A 14619-nucleotide genomic window follows, 5' to 3' on the forward strand; every position below is an offset into this window, starting at 1 on the left:
CTGGAAGCGCTTATTTCGGCCCATTTGGCCGACGCAGCGGAAAACACGAAGCCGCGAGTTGTCATCCAGAAAAACAAAAGGGGCCGCGAGGGCCCCTTCGTTTCGTTCCAAGAAAGCAAAAGCTTATGCAGCTTCGGCTTCGTTGGCCGCCTCGGCTTCGAGGCGGATACGGTCGCCAGCACCCTTGGCCGAGGTGTCGCGATCGACAAACTCGATGACTGCCATCGCGGCGTTGTCGCCGTGACGGAAGCCTGCCTTCATGATGCGCAGGTAGCCGCCGTGACGCTGTGCGTAGCGCGGAGCGATCGTGTCAAACAGACGCTTGACGATGTGCTCGTTGCCGATCTGGGCGATGACCTGACGGCGAGCGTGCAGGTCGCCGCGCTTGCCGAGGGTGATGAGCTTCTCGACGATCGGACGCAGGTCCTTCGCCTTCGGCAGGGTGGTGACGATCTGCTCGTGTTCGAGCAGCGAAACGGCGAGGTTCGCCAACATCGCCTTGCGGTGGCTTGCACTGCGGCTGAACCGGCGGCCGGCAAATCCATGGCGCATGGTTCTTCTCCTTTTGGTCTGGTTCTAGAGGCCTGGGCCTCAGTATTGATCTTCGTAACGCTTGGCGAGGTCTTCGATGTTTTCCGGCGGCCAGTCCTGCACTTCCATACCGAGGTGCAGGCCCATTGCAGCCAGAACTTCCTTGATCTCGTTGAGCGACTTGCGACCAAAGTTCGGGGTGCGCAACATCTCGGCTTCCGTCTTCTGGATCAGGTCGCCGATGTAAACGATGTTGTCGTTCTTGAGACAGTTGGCCGAACGCACCGAAAGCTCGAGTTCGTCGACCTTCTTGAGCAGCGCCGGGTTGAAGGCGAGTTCCGTGACCTGCTCGGCCGCGGCTTCCTTCTGGGGTTCCTCGAAGTTGACGAACAGCGCCAGCTGGTCCTGCAGGATGCGAGCAGCAAATGCCACCGCGTCCTCGCCGGTAACCGAGCCGTCGGTCTCGATGGTCATCGTCAGCTTGTCCTTGTCGAGCTCCTCGCCGTGGCGGGTGTTCTCGACCTTGTACGAAACCTTCTTGACCGGCGAGTAGAGGCTGTCGACCGGGATGAGACCGATCGGAGCATCTTCGGCGCGGTTACGCTCGGCAGGCACATAGCCCTTGCCGGTGTCGACCGTGAACTCCATGCGGATCTCAGCGCCCTCGTCGAGGGTGCAGATCACGTGATCGGGGTTCAGGATCTCGACGTCGCCCACGGTCTGGATGTCGCCGGCAAGAACCGCACCAGGGCCCTGCTTGCGAACGACCATGCGCTTCGGACCATCGCCTTCCATACGGATGGCGATTTCCTTGATGTTGAGCACGATATCGGTGACGTCTTCGCGGACGCCCGGGATCGACGAGAACTCATGCAGCACGCCGTCGATCTGGACGGCGGTGACGGCAGCGCCGCGCAGCGACGACAGCAGAACGCGACGAAGCGCGTTGCCGAGCGTCAGGCCGAAACCGCGTTCCAGCGGCTCCGCGACCAGCGTGGTCAGCGTCTTTTTCTTTGACGAGAACTCGATCTTGTTTGGCTTGATCAGTTCCTGCCAGTTTTTCTGAATCATGTTCGCTTCCTTCCGTTGCCCCGCCACCATCCAATCGTGACGGGCGACCTGGAAGCCGCGGTCGAGCGCCTATGGCGCCCGCGCGGCGGTGAAATTAGACGCGACGCTTCTTGCGCGGGCGGCAACCATTGTGCGGGATCGGCGTCACGTCACGGATCGACGTGATGGTGAAACCCGCAGCCTGGAGCGCGCGCAGAGCCGACTCACGACCCGAACCGGGACCGCAAACCTCGACCTCGAGGGTGCGCATGCCGTGTTCCTGTGCCTTCTTGGCAGCATCTTCTGCAGCCATCTGGGCAGCGAACGGGGTCGACTTACGCGAACCCTTGAAGCCCTGGGCGCCAGCCGACGACCAGGCAATCGCGTTGCCCTGTGCATCGGAGATGGTGATCATGGTGTTGTTGAAGGTCGAATTCACGTGGGCAACGCCCGACGAGATGTTCTTGCGTTCGCGACGACGAACGCGAGCGGCTTCCTTAGCCATAGCAGTCCTTTCAGTTGATCTCTTCACCGCCGTAATACCAGCGGCTACACCAGCCTGCGTTTAAGGTGTCAGGCCGAACACCCGCCCAAAAGGCGAAACCGGCGGGCCGAAACCCGCCGGAAAAGCATTATTACTTCTTCTTGCCGGCAATTGCCTTGGCCGGACCCTTGCGGGTGCGCGCATTGGTGTGCGTGCGCTGGCCACGGACCGGAAGCGAACGACGGTGACGCAGGCCGCGGTAGCAGCCGAGGTCCATCAGACGCTTGATGTTGATCGAAACTTCGCGACGCAGATCGCCTTCGACCTGATAGTCGCGGTCGATCGTCTCGCGGATCGCCAGAACTTCGGCATCCGTCAGCTGGTTGACACGACGCTCAGCCGGGATACCCACCTTTTCGATGATCTCCTGGGCGAACTTCTTGCCAATGCCGTGGATGTACTGAAGCGCAATGACGACGCGCTTGTTGGTCGGAATATTTACGCCGGCTATACGAGCCATTTCTTCACTCCATGTGGGCCGGACCATGCCGGCGCTTCAAGTTGCCCCGCGTCCGGTGGAGGCCGGCCCATGCGGGTTTTCCGTATCAATGCCTATGCATGCCCTTACGGGCAAACAACATCATGCCTGAATGGAAGACGGGCCGCCATACTCCAGCCTAGCCCGTCCGTCAAGCCCGCACGCGTTAATTGCGCAGCGTATCGGCCAGAACGGCCTCGATCTGGGCGGTCACGTCGTCGATCTCGGCCATGCCGTCAACCTGCTTGAGCAGATCGTTGGCGTAGTAGTAGCCGATCAGCGGCGCCGTCTTCTTGTAGTACTCGCGCAGGCGCTCGGGGAACACTTCGGGGGTGTCATCCTTGCGAACAGGCAGGCCGGCAGCCTTGGCTTCCTCGGCGCGCTTGACGATTCGGCCAACAAGCGCCTTGTCGTCAACGACGAGCTCGATCACCACGTCGAGCGGCATGCCGCGCTCAGCCAGCATGTCGGCGACGGCGTCCGCCTGAACCAGGGTACGCGGGTAACCATCGAGAATGAACCCGCGGGCGCAGTCGTCCTGGTCGATGCGTTCGGCGACGATTGCATTGACGATCTCGTCCGAGACCAGTTCGCCTGCGTCCATCACCGCCTTGGCGCGCTTACCTACTTCCGTCTCCGCCTTGACCGCCGCACGCAGCATGTCACCGGTGGAAAGCTGAGGTATGCCGTGCTTCTCGACCAGCCTCTGCGCCTGCGTCCCCTTGCCCGCCCCGGGCGGTCCAAGCAATATCAGCCTCATCTTCCCCTCTTACCTCCACGGAGCTTCGACTTCTTGATCAGCCCTTCGTACTGGTGGGCGATCAGGTGACCCTGAATCTGCGCCACCGTATCAAGGGTTACATTGACGACGATCAGAAGCGAAGTACCACCAAGGTAGAAAGGCACGCCGGTCGCCGAAATCAGGAACTCCGGCATCAAGCAGATTACGACGAGATAGGCCGCGCCGATGACCGTAATGCGGGTCAGCACGTAGTCGATGTACTCAGCCGTGCGCTCGCCGGGGCGATAACCCGGGATGAAGCCCGAATGCTTCTTCAGCTGGTCGGCCGTGTCCTTCGGATTGAAGACAATCGCCGTGTAGAAGAAGGCAAAGAACACGATCATTGCGGCGTAGAGCAGCATGTAGAGCGGCTGGCCGTGGCCGAGTGCCGCCATCATCGTGCTGACCCAGCCCGGCAGGTTGGTCGTGTTCGAGAAGCCTGCGACGGTCGCCGGCAGCAGCAGAAGCGACGAGCCGAAGATCGGAGGAATGACGCCGGCGGTGTTCAGCTTCAGCGGCAGATGCGAGGTGTCGCCCTGGAACATGCGGTTGCCGACCTGGCGCTTCGGATACTGGATCAGAAGGCGACGCTGGGCGCGCTCGAAGAAGACGATGAGCGCGATGACGACGACGGCCAGGACGATGATCGCCAGAATCAGGCCGGTCGAAAGCGCGCCGGTACGACCGAGTTCGAGCGTGCCGCTGATGGCGCTCGGCAGGCCGGCGACGATGCCGGCGAAGATGATCAGCGAGATACCGTTGCCGATGCCGCGGGCGGTGATCTGCTCGCCGAGCCACATCAGGAACATGGTGCCGCCGACCAGCGTGATGACGGTCGAGGCACGGAAGAACATGCCTGGATCCGTGACGATGCCGTTGCCGCCTTCGAGGCCGACAGAGATGCCGTAGGCCTGGACGAGCGCCAGCAGCACAGTGCCGTAGCGGGTGTACTGGTTGATGACTTTGCGGCCCTGCTCGCCTTCCTTCTTCAGCGCTTCAAGCGACGGGATGACCGACGTCATGAGCTGCATGATGATGGAGGCGGAGATGTAGGGCATGATGCCCAGGGCAAAGATCGCCATGCGCTGCACGGCGCCGCCGGCAAACATGTTGAAAATGCCGAGCACGCCGCGGCTCTGCTGGGTGAAAGCCTGCGCAAACGCGTCGGGATTGATTCCCGGAAGCGGAATGTAGGTGCCGAGACGATAGACCAGCAGTGCGCCCAGCGTGAACCAGATGCGCTTCTTGAGGTCTTCAGCCTTAGCGAAGGCTGCGAAATTAAGATTGGATGCTAGTTGTTCAGCAGCCGATGCCATTCAGGATTCTCCGCTTGGTCACGCCGCTAAGCCGCAGATGGGCGCGGCGCGTGTCACCGAAGCCACGAGATAGGCTCCGGACGGCAAACATGCAAGCGGCGGTATCTCTACCGCCGCCCACTTGATCAGCCTTTATTCGGCGGCTGCCGCTTCGGGCAACTTCACCGATCCTCCGGCCTTCTCGATCTTCTCGATCGCAGGCTTGGAAGCGCCGGCTACATCGAAGGCCACCTTGGCCTTCAGTTCGCCGTCGCCGAGGATGCGGACGCCGTCCTTGACGCGGCGAATCACGCCGGCCTTGACGAGAGATTCCGCAGTCACGGTCTCCTTCGCATCGAGCTTCTTGGCATCGATCGCGACCTGGATACGGGCCAGCGAAACGGTGTTGTAGCTCTTGGCGAAGATGTTGGTGAAGCCGCGCTTGGGCAGACGGCGGTAGAGCGGCATCTGGCCACCCTCGAAGCCGTTGATGGCGACACCCGAACGAGCCTTCTGGCCCTTGACGCCGCGGCCGCCGGTCTTGCCGGAGCCCGAACCGATGCCACGGCCAAGACGCTTCTTGGAGTGGGTCGCGCCGGCGTTGTCACGCAGATCATTGAGTTTCATGTTCTGTCTCCTGCGCTCGGCTTACGCCTCGTCCACGACGCGGACGAGGTGCTGCACAGCCGCGATCATGCCGCGCACGGACGGAGTATCCTCCAGGGTGCGCTTGCGGTGCATCTTGTTGAGGCCGAGGCCGACCAGCGTAGCACGCTGTTCCTTCGGACGACGGATCGGGCTGCCGATCTGCTCGACGGTGATGGTCTTGGTTTCTTTCTTGGCCATGGTCGTTGTCCCTGGTCCCAGCGACTATTCTTCCGCCGCAACCGCGGAACCGCGGCGGGCCTGAAGCGTCGAGTACTTGATGCCGCGCTGCGCAGCCACATCCTTCGGATGCATCTGGCTCTTCAGCGCATCGAAAGTCGCACGAACCATGTTGTAGGGGTTCGACGAACCCATGGACTTGGCGACGACGTCGTGCATGCCGAGCGTCTCGAAGACAGCGCGCATAGGGCCGCCTGCGATGATGCCGGTACCCTGCTTGGCAGAGCGCAGCAGAACGCGACCAGCGCCCCAACGGCCTTCAACGTCGTGATGCAGCGTGCGGCCCGAGCGCAGCGGCACGAAAATCATGTCGCGCTTGGCCGATTCGGTTGCCTTGCGGATCGCTTCCGGCACTTCGCGCGCCTTGCCGTGACCAAAGCCAACGCGGCCCTTCTGGTCGCCGACAACGACGAGTGCTGCAAAACCGAAACGCCGGCCGCCCTTGACGACCTTGGCAACGCGGTTGATGTGAACGAGCTTATCGACGAATTCGCTGTCGCGCTCTTCGCGGTCACGGCTACGCTCGCGACCACCTTCCCTACGTTCTTGTGCCATTTTCCTATCCTTATTTTTTTCCGGAAGCACGGGGGTTAAAAACCAAATCCGGCGTCTATAGCGTCGCCGGATTTAATGCAACTGTTCAGTGATGCGACGCAGCGCCACGCGCTGCGTCGTAAGACTCAATCAGAAGTTCAGACCACCTTCACGGGCAGCCTCGGCAAGAGCCTTGACGCGACCGTGATAGATGTAGGCGCCGCGGTCGAAAACGACGTCCTTGACGCCAGCCTTCGAAGCGCGCTCTGCGATCAGCTTGCCGACGGCAGTTGCGGCTGCGGTATCGGCGCCGGTCTTCAGCGAGCCCTTGAGATCCTTCTCGAGGGTCGAAGCGGCCGCGATGGTGTGGCCGTTGGCATCGTCGATAACCTGAACATAGATGTTCTTCGACGTACGGTGAACCGACAGACGCGGACGGCCATTTGCGACCTTCTTGATCTGGCGGCGGACGCGTGCCGAGCGACGCAGGGTGGTTTCTTTCGAAGCCATAGTAGCAGTTCCTTGCCTTCTGAAACGGGCGCGGCCATCTGCGGTAGGCCAAAGGGCCTCCCGCGACCGCGCACCGCGGCGTTGTTATTACTTCTTCTTGCCTTCTTTGCGGACGATCTTCTCGCCTGCATAGCGGACGCCCTTACCCTTGTAAGGCTCGGGACCGCGGTATTCGCGGATCTCGGCAGCGACCTGGCCGACCTGCTGCTTGTCGATACCGTTGATCACGATTTCCGTGGGCTTCGGCACCGTGATGGTGATGCCTTCCGGCGTCTGATAGACGACGTCATGGCTGAAGCCAAGTGCCAGCTGCAGGTTCTTGCCCTGCAGGGCCGCACGGTAACCGACGCCGGTGATCTCGAGCTTCTTTTCGAAGCCGTCCTTCACGCCGGTCAGAATGTTGACGATCTGGGTGCGCGACATGCCCCACTTGGAGCGTGCGTCCTTCGACTGGTCGCGAGGCTGAACGGAAATCTCGCCGTTCTCCATCTTGACCAGGACTTCGTCGTTGACCACGAACTTCAGCTCGCCCTTAGGGCCCTTCGCCACCACGGTCTGACCGTTGACGGTGGCGTTAACGCCCTGCGGAAGCTGAACGGGTTTCTTGCCAATACGAGACATAGTCCTCGTGCCTTTCTTTTTTCAGCCTACGCAGATCAGAAGACCTGGCAGAGGATTTCCCCGCCAACATTCTGTTCACGCGCTTCGTGGTCGGCCATCACGCCCTTCGGAGTCGAAAGGATCGAGATGCCCAGGCCGTTGGCGACAGGCGGAATCGACTTGGACGAGACATAGACGCGGCGGCCCGGCTTGGACACACGCGCGATCTCGCGGATAACCGGCTGGCCGTCGAAATACTTCAGCTCGATCTCGATTTCGGACTTGCCGTTCTCGAAGTCGGTCTGGCTGTAGTCGCGGATATAGCCTTCCGACTTCAGCACGTCCAGGACGCGGGCGCGCAGCCTGGAGGCCGGAGTCGAAACAGACGACTTCTTGCGGCCATAGGCATTGCGGATGCGGGTCAGCATATCGCCGAGAGGATCACTCAAAGACATATCAAATGCTCCTTACCAGCTCGACTTGACCAGGCCCGGGATCTTGCCCGTGGAGCCAAGGTCGCGAAGTGCGATACGCGACATCTTCAGCTTGCGATAGTAGGCGCGCGGACGGCCGGTGACTTCGCAGCGATTGCGGATACGGATCTTGGCCGAGTTGCGCGGCAGCGCGGCGAGCTTGAGCTGCGCACGGAAGCGTTCCTCGATCGGCTTGGACTGATCCATGATGATGTCCTTGAGGGCCTTACGCTTGGCAGCGTACTGGTCCACAAGCTTACGGCGCCTGTTATTCTTCTCGACTGAGCTGGTCTTTGCCATTTCAGATTTTTCCTTTTCTCGCTGCCGTTACTGCCGGAAGGGGAAGTTGAAGGCCTTGAGCAGAGCCCGAGCCTCTTCGTCCGTCTTGGCGGTCGTGCAAACGATGATGTCCATACCCCACATCTGATCAACCTTGTCGTAGTTGATCTCGGGGAACACGATATGCTCCTTCAGGCCCATAGCGTAATTTCCGCGGCCGTCAAAGCTTTTCGGGTTCAGGCCGCGGAAGTCGCGAACGCGCGGCAGCGCGATGTTCACGAGACGGTCCAGGAACTCGTACATACGCTCCTTGCGGAGCGTCACCTTGGCGCCGATCGGCATCTGCTCGCGCACCTTGAAGCCGGCGATCGACTTGCGGGCGCGAGTCACCACCGGCTTCTGGCCGGCGATCATGGCGAGGTCTTCGGCGGCGACCGACGGCTTCTTCGAATCCGCGGTGGCTTCGCCAACACCCATGTTGAGCACGATCTTGTCGATGCGCGGGATCTGCATCTCGTTGTCGTACTTGAACTGCTCCAGCATCGCCTGGCGAATGGTCTCGTTGTAGACCTTCTTCAGGCGTGGCTCGTTGCTTGCCTTAGCCATTGATGACTTCTCCCGAACGCTTGGCGACACGCACCTTCTTGCCGTCCTTCTGGATCTGGAAACCGACGCGGGTCGGCTTGCCATCCTTGGGGTCGGCGAGCGCGATGTTCGACAGGTGGATCGGCGCTTCCTTGGTGATAATCCCGCCCTCTTGGGTCTGGGACTGCTTCTGGTGGCGGCGGATCATGTTCACGCCGCGGACGAGAGCGGTGTCTTCCTTCGGCTGGACAGCCAGCACCTCACCGGTGCGGCCCTTGTCCTTGCCGGTCAGAACGACAACCTTGTCGCCTTTACGGATCTTCTGCATTTTACCGGCTCCTTACAGCACTTCGGGCGCGAGCGAGATGATCTTCATGTGGTTCTTGGCGCGAAGCTCGCGCGGAACCGGCCCGAAGATACGCGTGCCGATCGGTTCTTTCTTGTTGTCGACAAGAACGGCCGCGTTCTTGTCGAAACGGATCACGCTGCCGTCGGGACGACGGATGTCCTTGGCCGTGCGAACCACGACCGCCTTCATCACGTCACCCTTCTTTACGCGGCCGCGCGGAATGGCTTCCTTGATCGACACCACGATGATGTCGCCGACAGAAGCATACTTCCGCTTCGAGCCGCCCAGCACCTTGATGCACATGACACGACGGGCGCCGGAATTGTCCGCGACGTCGAGGTTTGTTTGCATCTGAATCATGACTGGCCGCCTTCTTCTTTTCTAACGGGATGGGCTACCGCCCTCCCCGGCTTGTCCAAAATTCGTTCGTTGTTACGCCTGGTCCGAAGACACAACGACCCAGCGCTTGTCCTTGGAGATCGGCTTCGACTCCTGGATGAACACGGTGTCGCCGACCTTGTGGGCGTTGTTTTCGTCGTGCGCCTTGTAGTTCTTCGACATACGCACGGTCTTCTTCATCACCGGGTGCGTGAAGCGACGCTCGACCTTGACGACGACCGTCTTCTCGTTCTTGTCGCTGACGACCGTACCCTGCAGGATGCGCTTTGGCATGGTTTTCGTCCTTAAGCCTTCTTGCCGGCCGACTTTTCGGCGGCGATGGTCTTGATACGCGCGATGTCCTTACGAACCTGTTTCACGCGTGCCGTCTTTTCCAGCTGACCGGTCGCCTTCTGGAAGCGCAGGTTGAACTGCTCCTTCTTGAGGCTGGCGAGCTCGTCGGTGAGCTGGTCCTGGGTCTTCGTCCTGATGTCCGAGGCTTTCATAATCAGCCCTTCCCTATTCTGCGATGCGCTGAACGAAGCGCGTCCTGACCGAGAGCTTGGCGGCGCCGAGACGCAGCGCTTCACGCGCCACTTCTTCGGAGACACCGTCGATCTCGAACATCACGCGACCCGGCTTGATACGGCACGCCCAGTAATCGACGGCGCCCTTACCCTTACCCATGCGGACTTCGGTCGGCTTCGAGGTGACAGGCAGGTCCGGGAAAATACGGATCCAGACGCGACCCTGACGCTTCATTTCGCGAGTGATCGCGCGGCGGGCCGCCTCGATCTCACGTGCGGTGACGCGGTTCGGCTCAAGCGCCTTCAGTCCGAAGCCGCCGAAATCCAGGTTGGTGCCACCCTTCGCGGTACCGTGGATGCGGCCCTTGAACTGCTTACGGAACTTTGTGCGCTTTGGCTGCAGCATCGTTCTAACTCCAAATTCCTATGCGTGTCAGGCGTTTTCGCGACGGCGGCGCTCAGGGCGCTCGCCAGCATGCGAATGCTCGCCTTCGGTTGCGCGACGCTCGGAGGCCATCGGGTCGTGCTCGAGGATTTCGCCCTTGAACACCCACACCTTGACGCCGCAGATGCCGTAGGCGGTCTGGGCTTCGGCCGTGCCGTAGTCGACGTCGGCGCGCAGCGTGTGCAGCGGCACGCGACCTTCGCGGTACCACTCCATACGAGCGATTTCGGCGCCACCGAGACGGCCCGCGCAGTTGATGCGGATGCCTTCGGCGCCGAGACGCATGGCCGACTGCACAGCGCGCTTCATGGCGCGGCGGAAGGCGATGCGGCGCTCGAGCTGCTGAGCGATCGACTGAGCGACGAGCGTTGCGTCGGTCTCAGGCTTGCGAACCTCGACGATGTTGAGGTGCGTCTCGGACTTCGTCATCTCGGTGAGCTTCTTGCGAAGCTTCTCGATGTCGGCGCCCTTCTTGCCGATGATCAGACCCGGACGAGCAGCGTGAATGGTCACGCGGCACTTCTTGTGCGGGCGCTCGATCACGATCTTCGAGATCGCAGCCTGCTTCAGTTCGGCCTCAAGATACTTACGGATCTTGATGTCTTCGTGCAGCAGCTGGCCGTACTCACCGGTGTTCGCGTACCAGCGCGAGTCCCAGGTGCGGTTGATGCCGAGGCGGAGACCGATCGGATTGATTTTCTGGCCCATTATGCGGCCTCCCCTTTCTCTTCGACTTCACGAACGACGATCGTGAGGTGCGAAAACGGCTTCTCGATGCGGCTGGCGCGGCCACGGCCACGAGCGTGGAAACGCTTCATGACGATCGACTTGCCGACGTAGGCTTCCGCCACCACCAGCGCATCGACATCGAGGTCGTGGTTGTTTTCCGCGTTGGCAATAGCCGATTCGAGGGTCTTCTTGACCGTGCCGGCGATACGCTTGCGCGAAAATTCGAGATCGGAGAGCGCGGTAGCAACCTTCTTGCCGCGGATCAATGCCGCAACCAGATTGAGCTTCTGCGGGCTGACACGGATCGTGCGCAGAACGGCACGTGCCTCGTTGTCAGCAAGCCTGCGCGGAGCTTTGGCCTTGCCCATGTTACTTCCTCTTCGCCTTCTTGTCCGCGCCATGACCGTAATAGGTCCTGGTGGGCGCGAACTCACCGAACTTGTGGCCGACCATGTCCTCGTTCACGGAGACCGGGACGTGCTTCTGGCCGTTGTAGACACCGAAGGTGAGGCCGACGAACTGCGGCAGGATGGTGGAGCGGCGGCTCCACATCTTGATCACCTCATTACGGCCGCCTTCACGCACCTTGTCTGCCTTCTTGAGCAGATAGCCGTCGATGAACGGGCCTTTCCAGATTGAACGAGTCACTGGGCTTACCTCTTATTAGCTCTTGCGCAGATGACGCGAGCGAACGATGAACTTGTCGGTCGCCTTGTTGGACCGCGTCTTCTTGCCCTTGGTGGGCTTGCCCCACGGGGTCACCGGATGGCGACCACCAGAGGTGCGGCCTTCACCACCGCCGTGCGGATGGTCGACCGGGTTCATGGTGACGCCGCGGTTATGCGGACGCTTGCCACGCCATACGGTACGACCGGCCTTGCCGTCGTTGATGTTGCCGTGATCCGGATTGGAAACGGCGCCAACGGTGGCCATGCACGAGCCGTGAACAATGCGCTGCTCACCCGAGTTGAGGCGAAGGATCGCCATGCCCTGGTCGCGACCGACGAGCTGGGCGTAAGCACCAGCCGAACGAGCGACCTGGCCGCCCTTGCCGGGCTTCAGCTCGATGTTGTGGACGATCGTGCCGACCGGCATCGAGCCGAGCGGCATCGCGTTGCCGGGCTTCACGTCGACCTGCTCGCCGGCGATGATCTTGTCGCCAGCCTGCAGACGCTGCGGAGCAATGATGTAGCTCAGCTCGCCATCGTCGTACTTGATCAGCGCGATGAAGGCGGTGCGGTTCGGATCGTATTCCAGACGCTCGACCGTACCGACCACGTCGAACTTGCGACGCTTGAAGTCGATGATGCGGTACGAACGCTTGTGACCGCCGCCGATGAAGCGAGCCGTGATACGACCGTAGTTGTTACGGCCACCCGACTTGGTCAGGCCTTCGGTCAGACCCTTGACGGGCTTGCCCTTGTAGAGGCCCGAGCGGTCAACGATGACCAGCTGGCGGGTGCTCGGCGTTACTGGCTTGAATTTCTTAAGTGCCATTGTCCTGTCCTCGCGGCCTTGCTCAGAGACCCGTCGCGACGTCGATCGACTGGCCGTCGGCCAGCGTCACTACCGCCTTCTTGACGTCGCTCTGGCGGCCGATCGTGCCGCGGAAGCGCTTCACCTTGCCCTTGCGGACCAGGGTGTTCACAGCAGTCACCTTCACGCCGAACAGCGCTTCGACGGCAGCCTTGATCTCAGGCTTGCTCGCCTTCTTGGCGACATTGAAGACGACCTGGTTCTGCTCCGAAGCCATGGTCGACTTTTCGGTGATCGCGGGGCTCACGATCACGTCGTAGTGGCGGAGATCCGTCATTTGAAGCGCTCCTCGAGAGCCTCGACGGCGGCCTTCGAAAGGACCAGCGTGCCGCGGCGCAGAATGTCGTAAACGTTGATACCCTGGATCGGCAGGACATCGATGTTCGGGATGTTGGTCGCTGCGCGCTTGAAGTTGACGTCAAGCTCGGCGCCGCCGATCACCAGGGCGTTGGTCAGGCCCAGCGTCGCGAAGTTCGCGAGCAGCGCCTTGGTCTTGCCCTCGGCGAGCGTCAGCTCGTCGACGATGATCAGGTTCGATGCCTTCAGCTTGGCCGACAGGGCGTGCTTCAGGCCGAGAGCACGGACCTTCTTGGGAAGGTCATGCTCGTGGCTGCGAACGACCGGGCCATGGGCCTTGCCGCCGCCGCGGAACTGCGGAGCGCGTGCCGAGTGGTGACGAGCGCGGCCCGTACCCTTCTGCTTGTACATCTTGGCGCCGGTGCGCGCGATTTCCGCGCGACCCTTGGCCTTGTGCGTGCCCTGCTGCTTCTTGGCGAGCTGCCAGCGCACGACGCGCTGGAGAACGTCTTCGCGCGGGTCGAGGCCGAAGATCTCTTCCGAGAGCTCAACCTTGCCGGCGTCCTTGCCTGCGAGGGTTGTAATCTTGAGGTCCATTATTCCGCTCCCTCGTTGGCCGGAGCCTGTTTGCTGGCTGCGCGGATCGCGGCCGGCTTCGGCGCGTTCTCAGGCAGCGCAACCTTGGCGGCATCGCGAACCAGGATCCATGCGCCCTTCGTGCCCGGAACCGCACCGCGGATCAGGATCAGGCCGCGGTCGGCATCCGTCGAGACGATCTCGACGTTCTGGGTGGTGACGCGAACGTCGCCCATGTGGCCGGCCATCTTCTTGCCCTTGAACACCTTGCCCGGATCCTGGCGCTGACCAGTCGAACCATGGCTACGGTGCGATACCGAGTTACCGTGGGTAGCGCGGCCGCCACCGAAGTTGTGCCGCTTCATGACGCCCTGGAAACCCTTACCGGTCGAAGTACCGGTGACGTCGACCTTCTGGCCGGCGACGAAGTGATCGACGGTGATCTCGGCGCCAATGTCGAGCATGTTGTCGGCGGAAACGCGGAACTCCGCGAGCTTCGCCTTGGGCTCGACCGAGGCGGCAGCAAAATGACCGCGCATGGCCTTCGACGTATTCTTCACCTTGGCAAGCCCGACGCCGAGCTGAACGGCGGTGTAGCCATTCTTCTCCTGCGTGCGCTGGGCCACGACCTGGCAGCTCTCCATGCGGAGAACGGTGACGGGAACGTGTTCGCCAGCGTCGTTGTAGACGCGGGTCATTCCCACCTTCTGTGCAATAACACCTGAACGCATCGGTTCGTTTTCCTTCAGAGGAGCCGTTCGGTTTAACCCTTCCGGCTCATGTTAGCTCTTAGAGCTTGATTTCGACGTCGACACCCGCCGCGAGGTCGAGCTTCATAAGAGCGTCGACGGTCTGCGGGGTCGGATCGACGATGTCGAGAAGACGCTTGTGGGTGCGCATCTCGAACTGCTCGCGGCTCTTCTTGTCGACGTGCGGCGAGCGGTTCACCGTGAACTTCTCGATCCGCGTCGGCAGCGGAATCGGGCCGCGAACATTGGCGCCGGTGCGCTTCGCGGTCGACACGATCTCACGCGTCGAAGCGTCGAGAACCCGGTGGTCAAACGCCTTGAGGCGAATGCGGATATTCTGTCCGTTCATGGTCACTTCCTTGTTCTGGCGCGGCGCGGGCGTATTCCCGCCCGCGACAGATCGTTAATTCGGATTATTCTTTGATCGAAGCGACGATGCCGGCGCCGACGGTGCGGCCGCCTTCACGGATAGCGAAGCGCAGCTTCTC

At 61.4% G+C, this 14619-nt stretch carries 27 protein-coding genes and 1 pseudogene; all 28 read right to left on the reverse strand.

Annotation, left to right across the window (positions count from 1 at the left end; all coding sequences use genetic code 11):
• Positions 1–123 precede the first annotated feature (123 nt).
• Complete coding sequence (gene rplQ, locus NDO48_RS14170; RefSeq protein ID WP_018427865.1) at positions 124–552, reverse strand: 50S ribosomal protein L17; 429 nt, start codon at positions 550–552, stop codon at positions 124–126.
• Positions 553–591: 39 nt separating this feature from the next.
• Positions 592–1602, reverse strand: a complete 1011-nt coding sequence (locus tag NDO48_RS14175) for a DNA-directed RNA polymerase subunit alpha (protein WP_026227173.1) — start codon at positions 1600–1602, stop codon at positions 592–594.
• A gap of 94 nt (positions 1603–1696) precedes the next feature.
• Positions 1697–2086 carry a 30S ribosomal protein S11 gene (gene rpsK, locus NDO48_RS14180; protein WP_018427863.1) on the reverse strand — a complete coding sequence of 130 codons (390 nt, stop codon included), beginning with the start codon at positions 2084–2086 and terminating at the stop codon, positions 1697–1699.
• A gap of 130 nt (positions 2087–2216) precedes the next feature.
• Positions 2217–2585 carry a 30S ribosomal protein S13 gene (rpsM, locus tag NDO48_RS14185; RefSeq protein WP_018427862.1) on the reverse strand — a complete coding sequence of 123 codons (369 nt, stop codon included), beginning with the start codon at positions 2583–2585 and terminating at the stop codon, positions 2217–2219.
• A 184-nt stretch (positions 2586–2769) separates the two neighbouring features.
• Entirely contained in the window at positions 2770–3363 is a 594-nt protein-coding gene (locus tag NDO48_RS14190; protein WP_026227172.1) for an adenylate kinase, read from the reverse strand.
• The gene (gene secY / locus NDO48_RS14195; RefSeq protein ID WP_018427860.1) at positions 3360–4700 is read right to left on the reverse strand and encodes a preprotein translocase subunit SecY; all 1341 of its coding nucleotides are present in this window, start codon (positions 4698–4700) and stop codon (positions 3360–3362) included. Before secY ends, NDO48_RS14190 begins: the two co-directional genes overlap by 4 nt.
• 132 nt (positions 4701–4832) lie before the next feature.
• The gene (gene rplO, locus NDO48_RS14200; RefSeq protein ID WP_018427859.1) at positions 4833–5306 is read right to left on the reverse strand and encodes a 50S ribosomal protein L15; all 474 of its coding nucleotides are present in this window, start codon (positions 5304–5306) and stop codon (positions 4833–4835) included.
• A gap of 21 nt (positions 5307–5327) precedes the next feature.
• On the reverse strand, positions 5328–5525 hold the full coding sequence (rpmD, locus tag NDO48_RS14205) for a 50S ribosomal protein L30 (RefSeq protein WP_018427858.1): 198 nt from the start codon (positions 5523–5525) through the stop codon (positions 5328–5330).
• A 24-nt stretch (positions 5526–5549) separates the two neighbouring features.
• Positions 5550–6119, reverse strand: coding sequence for a 30S ribosomal protein S5 (gene rpsE / locus NDO48_RS14210; RefSeq protein ID WP_026227171.1), 570 nt, complete (start codon positions 6117–6119; stop codon positions 5550–5552).
• Positions 6120–6248: 129 nt separating this feature from the next.
• Entirely contained in the window at positions 6249–6608 is a 360-nt protein-coding gene (gene rplR / locus NDO48_RS14215) for a 50S ribosomal protein L18 (protein WP_018427856.1), read from the reverse strand.
• A gap of 87 nt (positions 6609–6695) precedes the next feature.
• Positions 6696–7229, reverse strand: a complete 534-nt coding sequence (gene rplF, locus NDO48_RS14220; RefSeq protein WP_018427855.1) for a 50S ribosomal protein L6 — start codon at positions 7227–7229, stop codon at positions 6696–6698.
• Between the two features lie 35 nt (positions 7230–7264).
• A complete protein-coding gene (gene rpsH, locus NDO48_RS14225; protein ID WP_018427854.1) occupies positions 7265–7663 on the reverse strand; it encodes a 30S ribosomal protein S8 in 399 nt (132 codons plus the stop codon).
• A gap of 12 nt (positions 7664–7675) precedes the next feature.
• Positions 7676–7981 (reverse strand): 30S ribosomal protein S14, encoded by a 306-nt coding sequence (gene rpsN / locus NDO48_RS14230; RefSeq protein WP_018427853.1) that lies wholly within the window; start codon positions 7979–7981, stop codon positions 7676–7678.
• A gap of 27 nt (positions 7982–8008) precedes the next feature.
• The gene (rplE, locus tag NDO48_RS14235) at positions 8009–8566 is read right to left on the reverse strand and encodes a 50S ribosomal protein L5 (protein ID WP_018427852.1); all 558 of its coding nucleotides are present in this window, start codon (positions 8564–8566) and stop codon (positions 8009–8011) included.
• Entirely contained in the window at positions 8559–8873 is a 315-nt protein-coding gene (gene rplX, locus NDO48_RS14240) for a 50S ribosomal protein L24 (RefSeq protein ID WP_018427851.1), read from the reverse strand. Before rplX ends, rplE begins: the two co-directional genes overlap by 8 nt.
• 12 nt (positions 8874–8885) lie before the next feature.
• Positions 8886–9254, reverse strand: coding sequence for a 50S ribosomal protein L14 (rplN, locus tag NDO48_RS14245; protein ID WP_006205457.1), 369 nt, complete (start codon positions 9252–9254; stop codon positions 8886–8888).
• Between the two features lie 72 nt (positions 9255–9326).
• Complete coding sequence (gene rpsQ / locus NDO48_RS14250; RefSeq protein WP_018427850.1) at positions 9327–9566, reverse strand: 30S ribosomal protein S17; 240 nt, start codon at positions 9564–9566, stop codon at positions 9327–9329.
• An 11-nt stretch (positions 9567–9577) separates the two neighbouring features.
• A complete protein-coding gene (rpmC, locus tag NDO48_RS14255) occupies positions 9578–9778 on the reverse strand; it encodes a 50S ribosomal protein L29 (RefSeq protein ID WP_018427849.1) in 201 nt (66 codons plus the stop codon).
• A gap of 13 nt (positions 9779–9791) precedes the next feature.
• The gene (rplP, locus tag NDO48_RS14260) at positions 9792–10205 is read right to left on the reverse strand and encodes a 50S ribosomal protein L16 (RefSeq protein WP_018427848.1); all 414 of its coding nucleotides are present in this window, start codon (positions 10203–10205) and stop codon (positions 9792–9794) included.
• 27 nt (positions 10206–10232) lie between these two features.
• Complete coding sequence (rpsC, locus tag NDO48_RS14265) at positions 10233–10952, reverse strand: 30S ribosomal protein S3 (RefSeq protein WP_018427847.1); 720 nt, start codon at positions 10950–10952, stop codon at positions 10233–10235.
• Entirely contained in the window at positions 10952–11341 is a 390-nt protein-coding gene (gene rplV, locus NDO48_RS14270; protein ID WP_018427846.1) for a 50S ribosomal protein L22, read from the reverse strand. The genes rpsC and rplV overlap by 1 nt, the downstream gene beginning before the upstream one ends.
• Position 11342: 1 nt before the next feature.
• Positions 11343–11621 (reverse strand): 30S ribosomal protein S19, encoded by a 279-nt coding sequence (gene rpsS, locus NDO48_RS14275; RefSeq protein WP_018427845.1) that lies wholly within the window; start codon positions 11619–11621, stop codon positions 11343–11345.
• A gap of 15 nt (positions 11622–11636) precedes the next feature.
• On the reverse strand, positions 11637–12470 hold the full coding sequence (rplB, locus tag NDO48_RS14280; protein WP_018427844.1) for a 50S ribosomal protein L2: 834 nt from the start codon (positions 12468–12470) through the stop codon (positions 11637–11639).
• Between the two features lie 22 nt (positions 12471–12492).
• Positions 12493–12786, reverse strand: a complete 294-nt coding sequence (locus NDO48_RS14285) for a 50S ribosomal protein L23 (protein ID WP_018427843.1) — start codon at positions 12784–12786, stop codon at positions 12493–12495.
• A complete protein-coding gene (gene rplD / locus NDO48_RS14290) occupies positions 12783–13403 on the reverse strand; it encodes a 50S ribosomal protein L4 (protein ID WP_018427842.1) in 621 nt (206 codons plus the stop codon). The genes NDO48_RS14285 and rplD overlap by 4 nt, the downstream gene beginning before the upstream one ends.
• On the reverse strand, positions 13403–14113 hold the full coding sequence (rplC, locus tag NDO48_RS14295) for a 50S ribosomal protein L3 (protein ID WP_018427841.1): 711 nt from the start codon (positions 14111–14113) through the stop codon (positions 13403–13405). Before rplC ends, rplD begins: the two co-directional genes overlap by 1 nt.
• Positions 14114–14171: 58 nt before the next feature.
• Positions 14172–14480: a 30S ribosomal protein S10 gene (rpsJ, locus tag NDO48_RS14300; protein WP_006205468.1), complete on the reverse strand. Its 309-nt coding sequence runs from the start codon at positions 14478–14480 to the stop codon at positions 14172–14174.
• Between the two features lie 64 nt (positions 14481–14544).
• Positions 14545–14619, reverse strand: a pseudogene (locus NDO48_RS14305) (elongation factor Tu); the annotation flags it as partial.

The organism is Aminobacter sp. MET-1, assembly GCF_026521175.1.
Lineage (GTDB): Bacteria > Pseudomonadota > Alphaproteobacteria > Rhizobiales > Rhizobiaceae > Aminobacter.

Bases quoted from the DNA above. Each gene is read 5' to 3' on its own strand.
- rplV (WP_018427846.1), bottom strand. From the start codon at position 11,341: ATGGGCAAGGCCAAAGCTCCGCGCAGGCTTGCTGACAACGAGGCACGT.
- rpsJ (WP_006205468.1), bottom strand. From the start codon at position 14,480: ATGAACGGACAGAATATCCGCATTCGCCTCAAGGCGTTTGACCACCGG.
- rplP (WP_018427848.1), bottom strand. From the start codon at position 10,205: ATGCTGCAGCCAAAGCGCACAAAGTTCCGTAAGCAGTTCAAGGGCCGC.
- rplE (WP_018427852.1), bottom strand. From the start codon at position 8,566: ATGGCTAAGGCAAGCAACGAGCCACGCCTGAAGAAGGTCTACAACGAG.
- rplC (WP_018427841.1), bottom strand. From the start codon at position 14,113: ATGCGTTCAGGTGTTATTGCACAGAAGGTGGGAATGACCCGCGTCTAC.
- rpsN (WP_018427853.1), bottom strand. From the start codon at position 7,981: ATGGCAAAGACCAGCTCAGTCGAGAAGAATAACAGGCGCCGTAAGCTT.
- rplN (WP_006205457.1), bottom strand. From the start codon at position 9,254: ATGATTCAGATGCAAACAAACCTCGACGTCGCGGACAATTCCGGCGCC.
- secY (WP_018427860.1), bottom strand. From the start codon at position 4,700: ATGGCATCGGCTGCTGAACAACTAGCATCCAATCTTAATTTCGCAGCC.
- rpsK (WP_018427863.1), bottom strand. From the start codon at position 2,086: ATGGCTAAGGAAGCCGCTCGCGTTCGTCGTCGCGAACGCAAGAACATC.
- NDO48_RS14175 (WP_026227173.1), bottom strand. From the start codon at position 1,602: ATGATTCAGAAAAACTGGCAGGAACTGATCAAGCCAAACAAGATCGAG.
- rpmD (WP_018427858.1), bottom strand. From the start codon at position 5,525: ATGGCCAAGAAAGAAACCAAGACCATCACCGTCGAGCAGATCGGCAGC.
- NDO48_RS14285 (WP_018427843.1), bottom strand. From the start codon at position 12,786: ATGACGGATCTCCGCCACTACGACGTGATCGTGAGCCCCGCGATCACC.
- rplD (WP_018427842.1), bottom strand. From the start codon at position 13,403: ATGGACCTCAAGATTACAACCCTCGCAGGCAAGGACGCCGGCAAGGTT.
- rpsM (WP_018427862.1), bottom strand. From the start codon at position 2,585: ATGGCTCGTATAGCCGGCGTAAATATTCCGACCAACAAGCGCGTCGTC.
- rpsH (WP_018427854.1), bottom strand. From the start codon at position 7,663: ATGTCTTTGAGTGATCCTCTCGGCGATATGCTGACCCGCATCCGCAAT.
- rplO (WP_018427859.1), bottom strand. From the start codon at position 5,306: ATGAAACTCAATGATCTGCGTGACAACGCCGGCGCGACCCACTCCAAG.
- rpsC (WP_018427847.1), bottom strand. From the start codon at position 10,952: ATGGGCCAGAAAATCAATCCGATCGGTCTCCGCCTCGGCATCAACCGC.
- rplR (WP_018427856.1), bottom strand. From the start codon at position 6,608: ATGGCTTCGAAAGAAACCACCCTGCGTCGCTCGGCACGCGTCCGCCGC.
- rplX (WP_018427851.1), bottom strand. From the start codon at position 8,873: ATGCAGAAGATCCGTAAAGGCGACAAGGTTGTCGTTCTGACCGGCAAG.
- rpsE (WP_026227171.1), bottom strand. From the start codon at position 6,119: ATGGCACAAGAACGTAGGGAAGGTGGTCGCGAGCGTAGCCGTGACCGC.
- rplQ (WP_018427865.1), bottom strand. From the start codon at position 552: ATGCGCCATGGATTTGCCGGCCGCCGGTTCAGCCGCAGTGCAAGCCAC.
- rpmC (WP_018427849.1), bottom strand. From the start codon at position 9,778: ATGAAAGCCTCGGACATCAGGACGAAGACCCAGGACCAGCTCACCGAC.
- rplB (WP_018427844.1), bottom strand. From the start codon at position 12,470: ATGGCACTTAAGAAATTCAAGCCAGTAACGCCGAGCACCCGCCAGCTG.
- NDO48_RS14190 (WP_026227172.1), bottom strand. From the start codon at position 3,363: ATGAGGCTGATATTGCTTGGACCGCCCGGGGCGGGCAAGGGGACGCAG.
- rpsQ (WP_018427850.1), bottom strand. From the start codon at position 9,566: ATGCCAAAGCGCATCCTGCAGGGTACGGTCGTCAGCGACAAGAACGAG.
- rplF (WP_018427855.1), bottom strand. From the start codon at position 7,229: ATGTCTCGTATTGGCAAGAAACCCGTTCAGCTTCCGCAGGGCGTTAAC.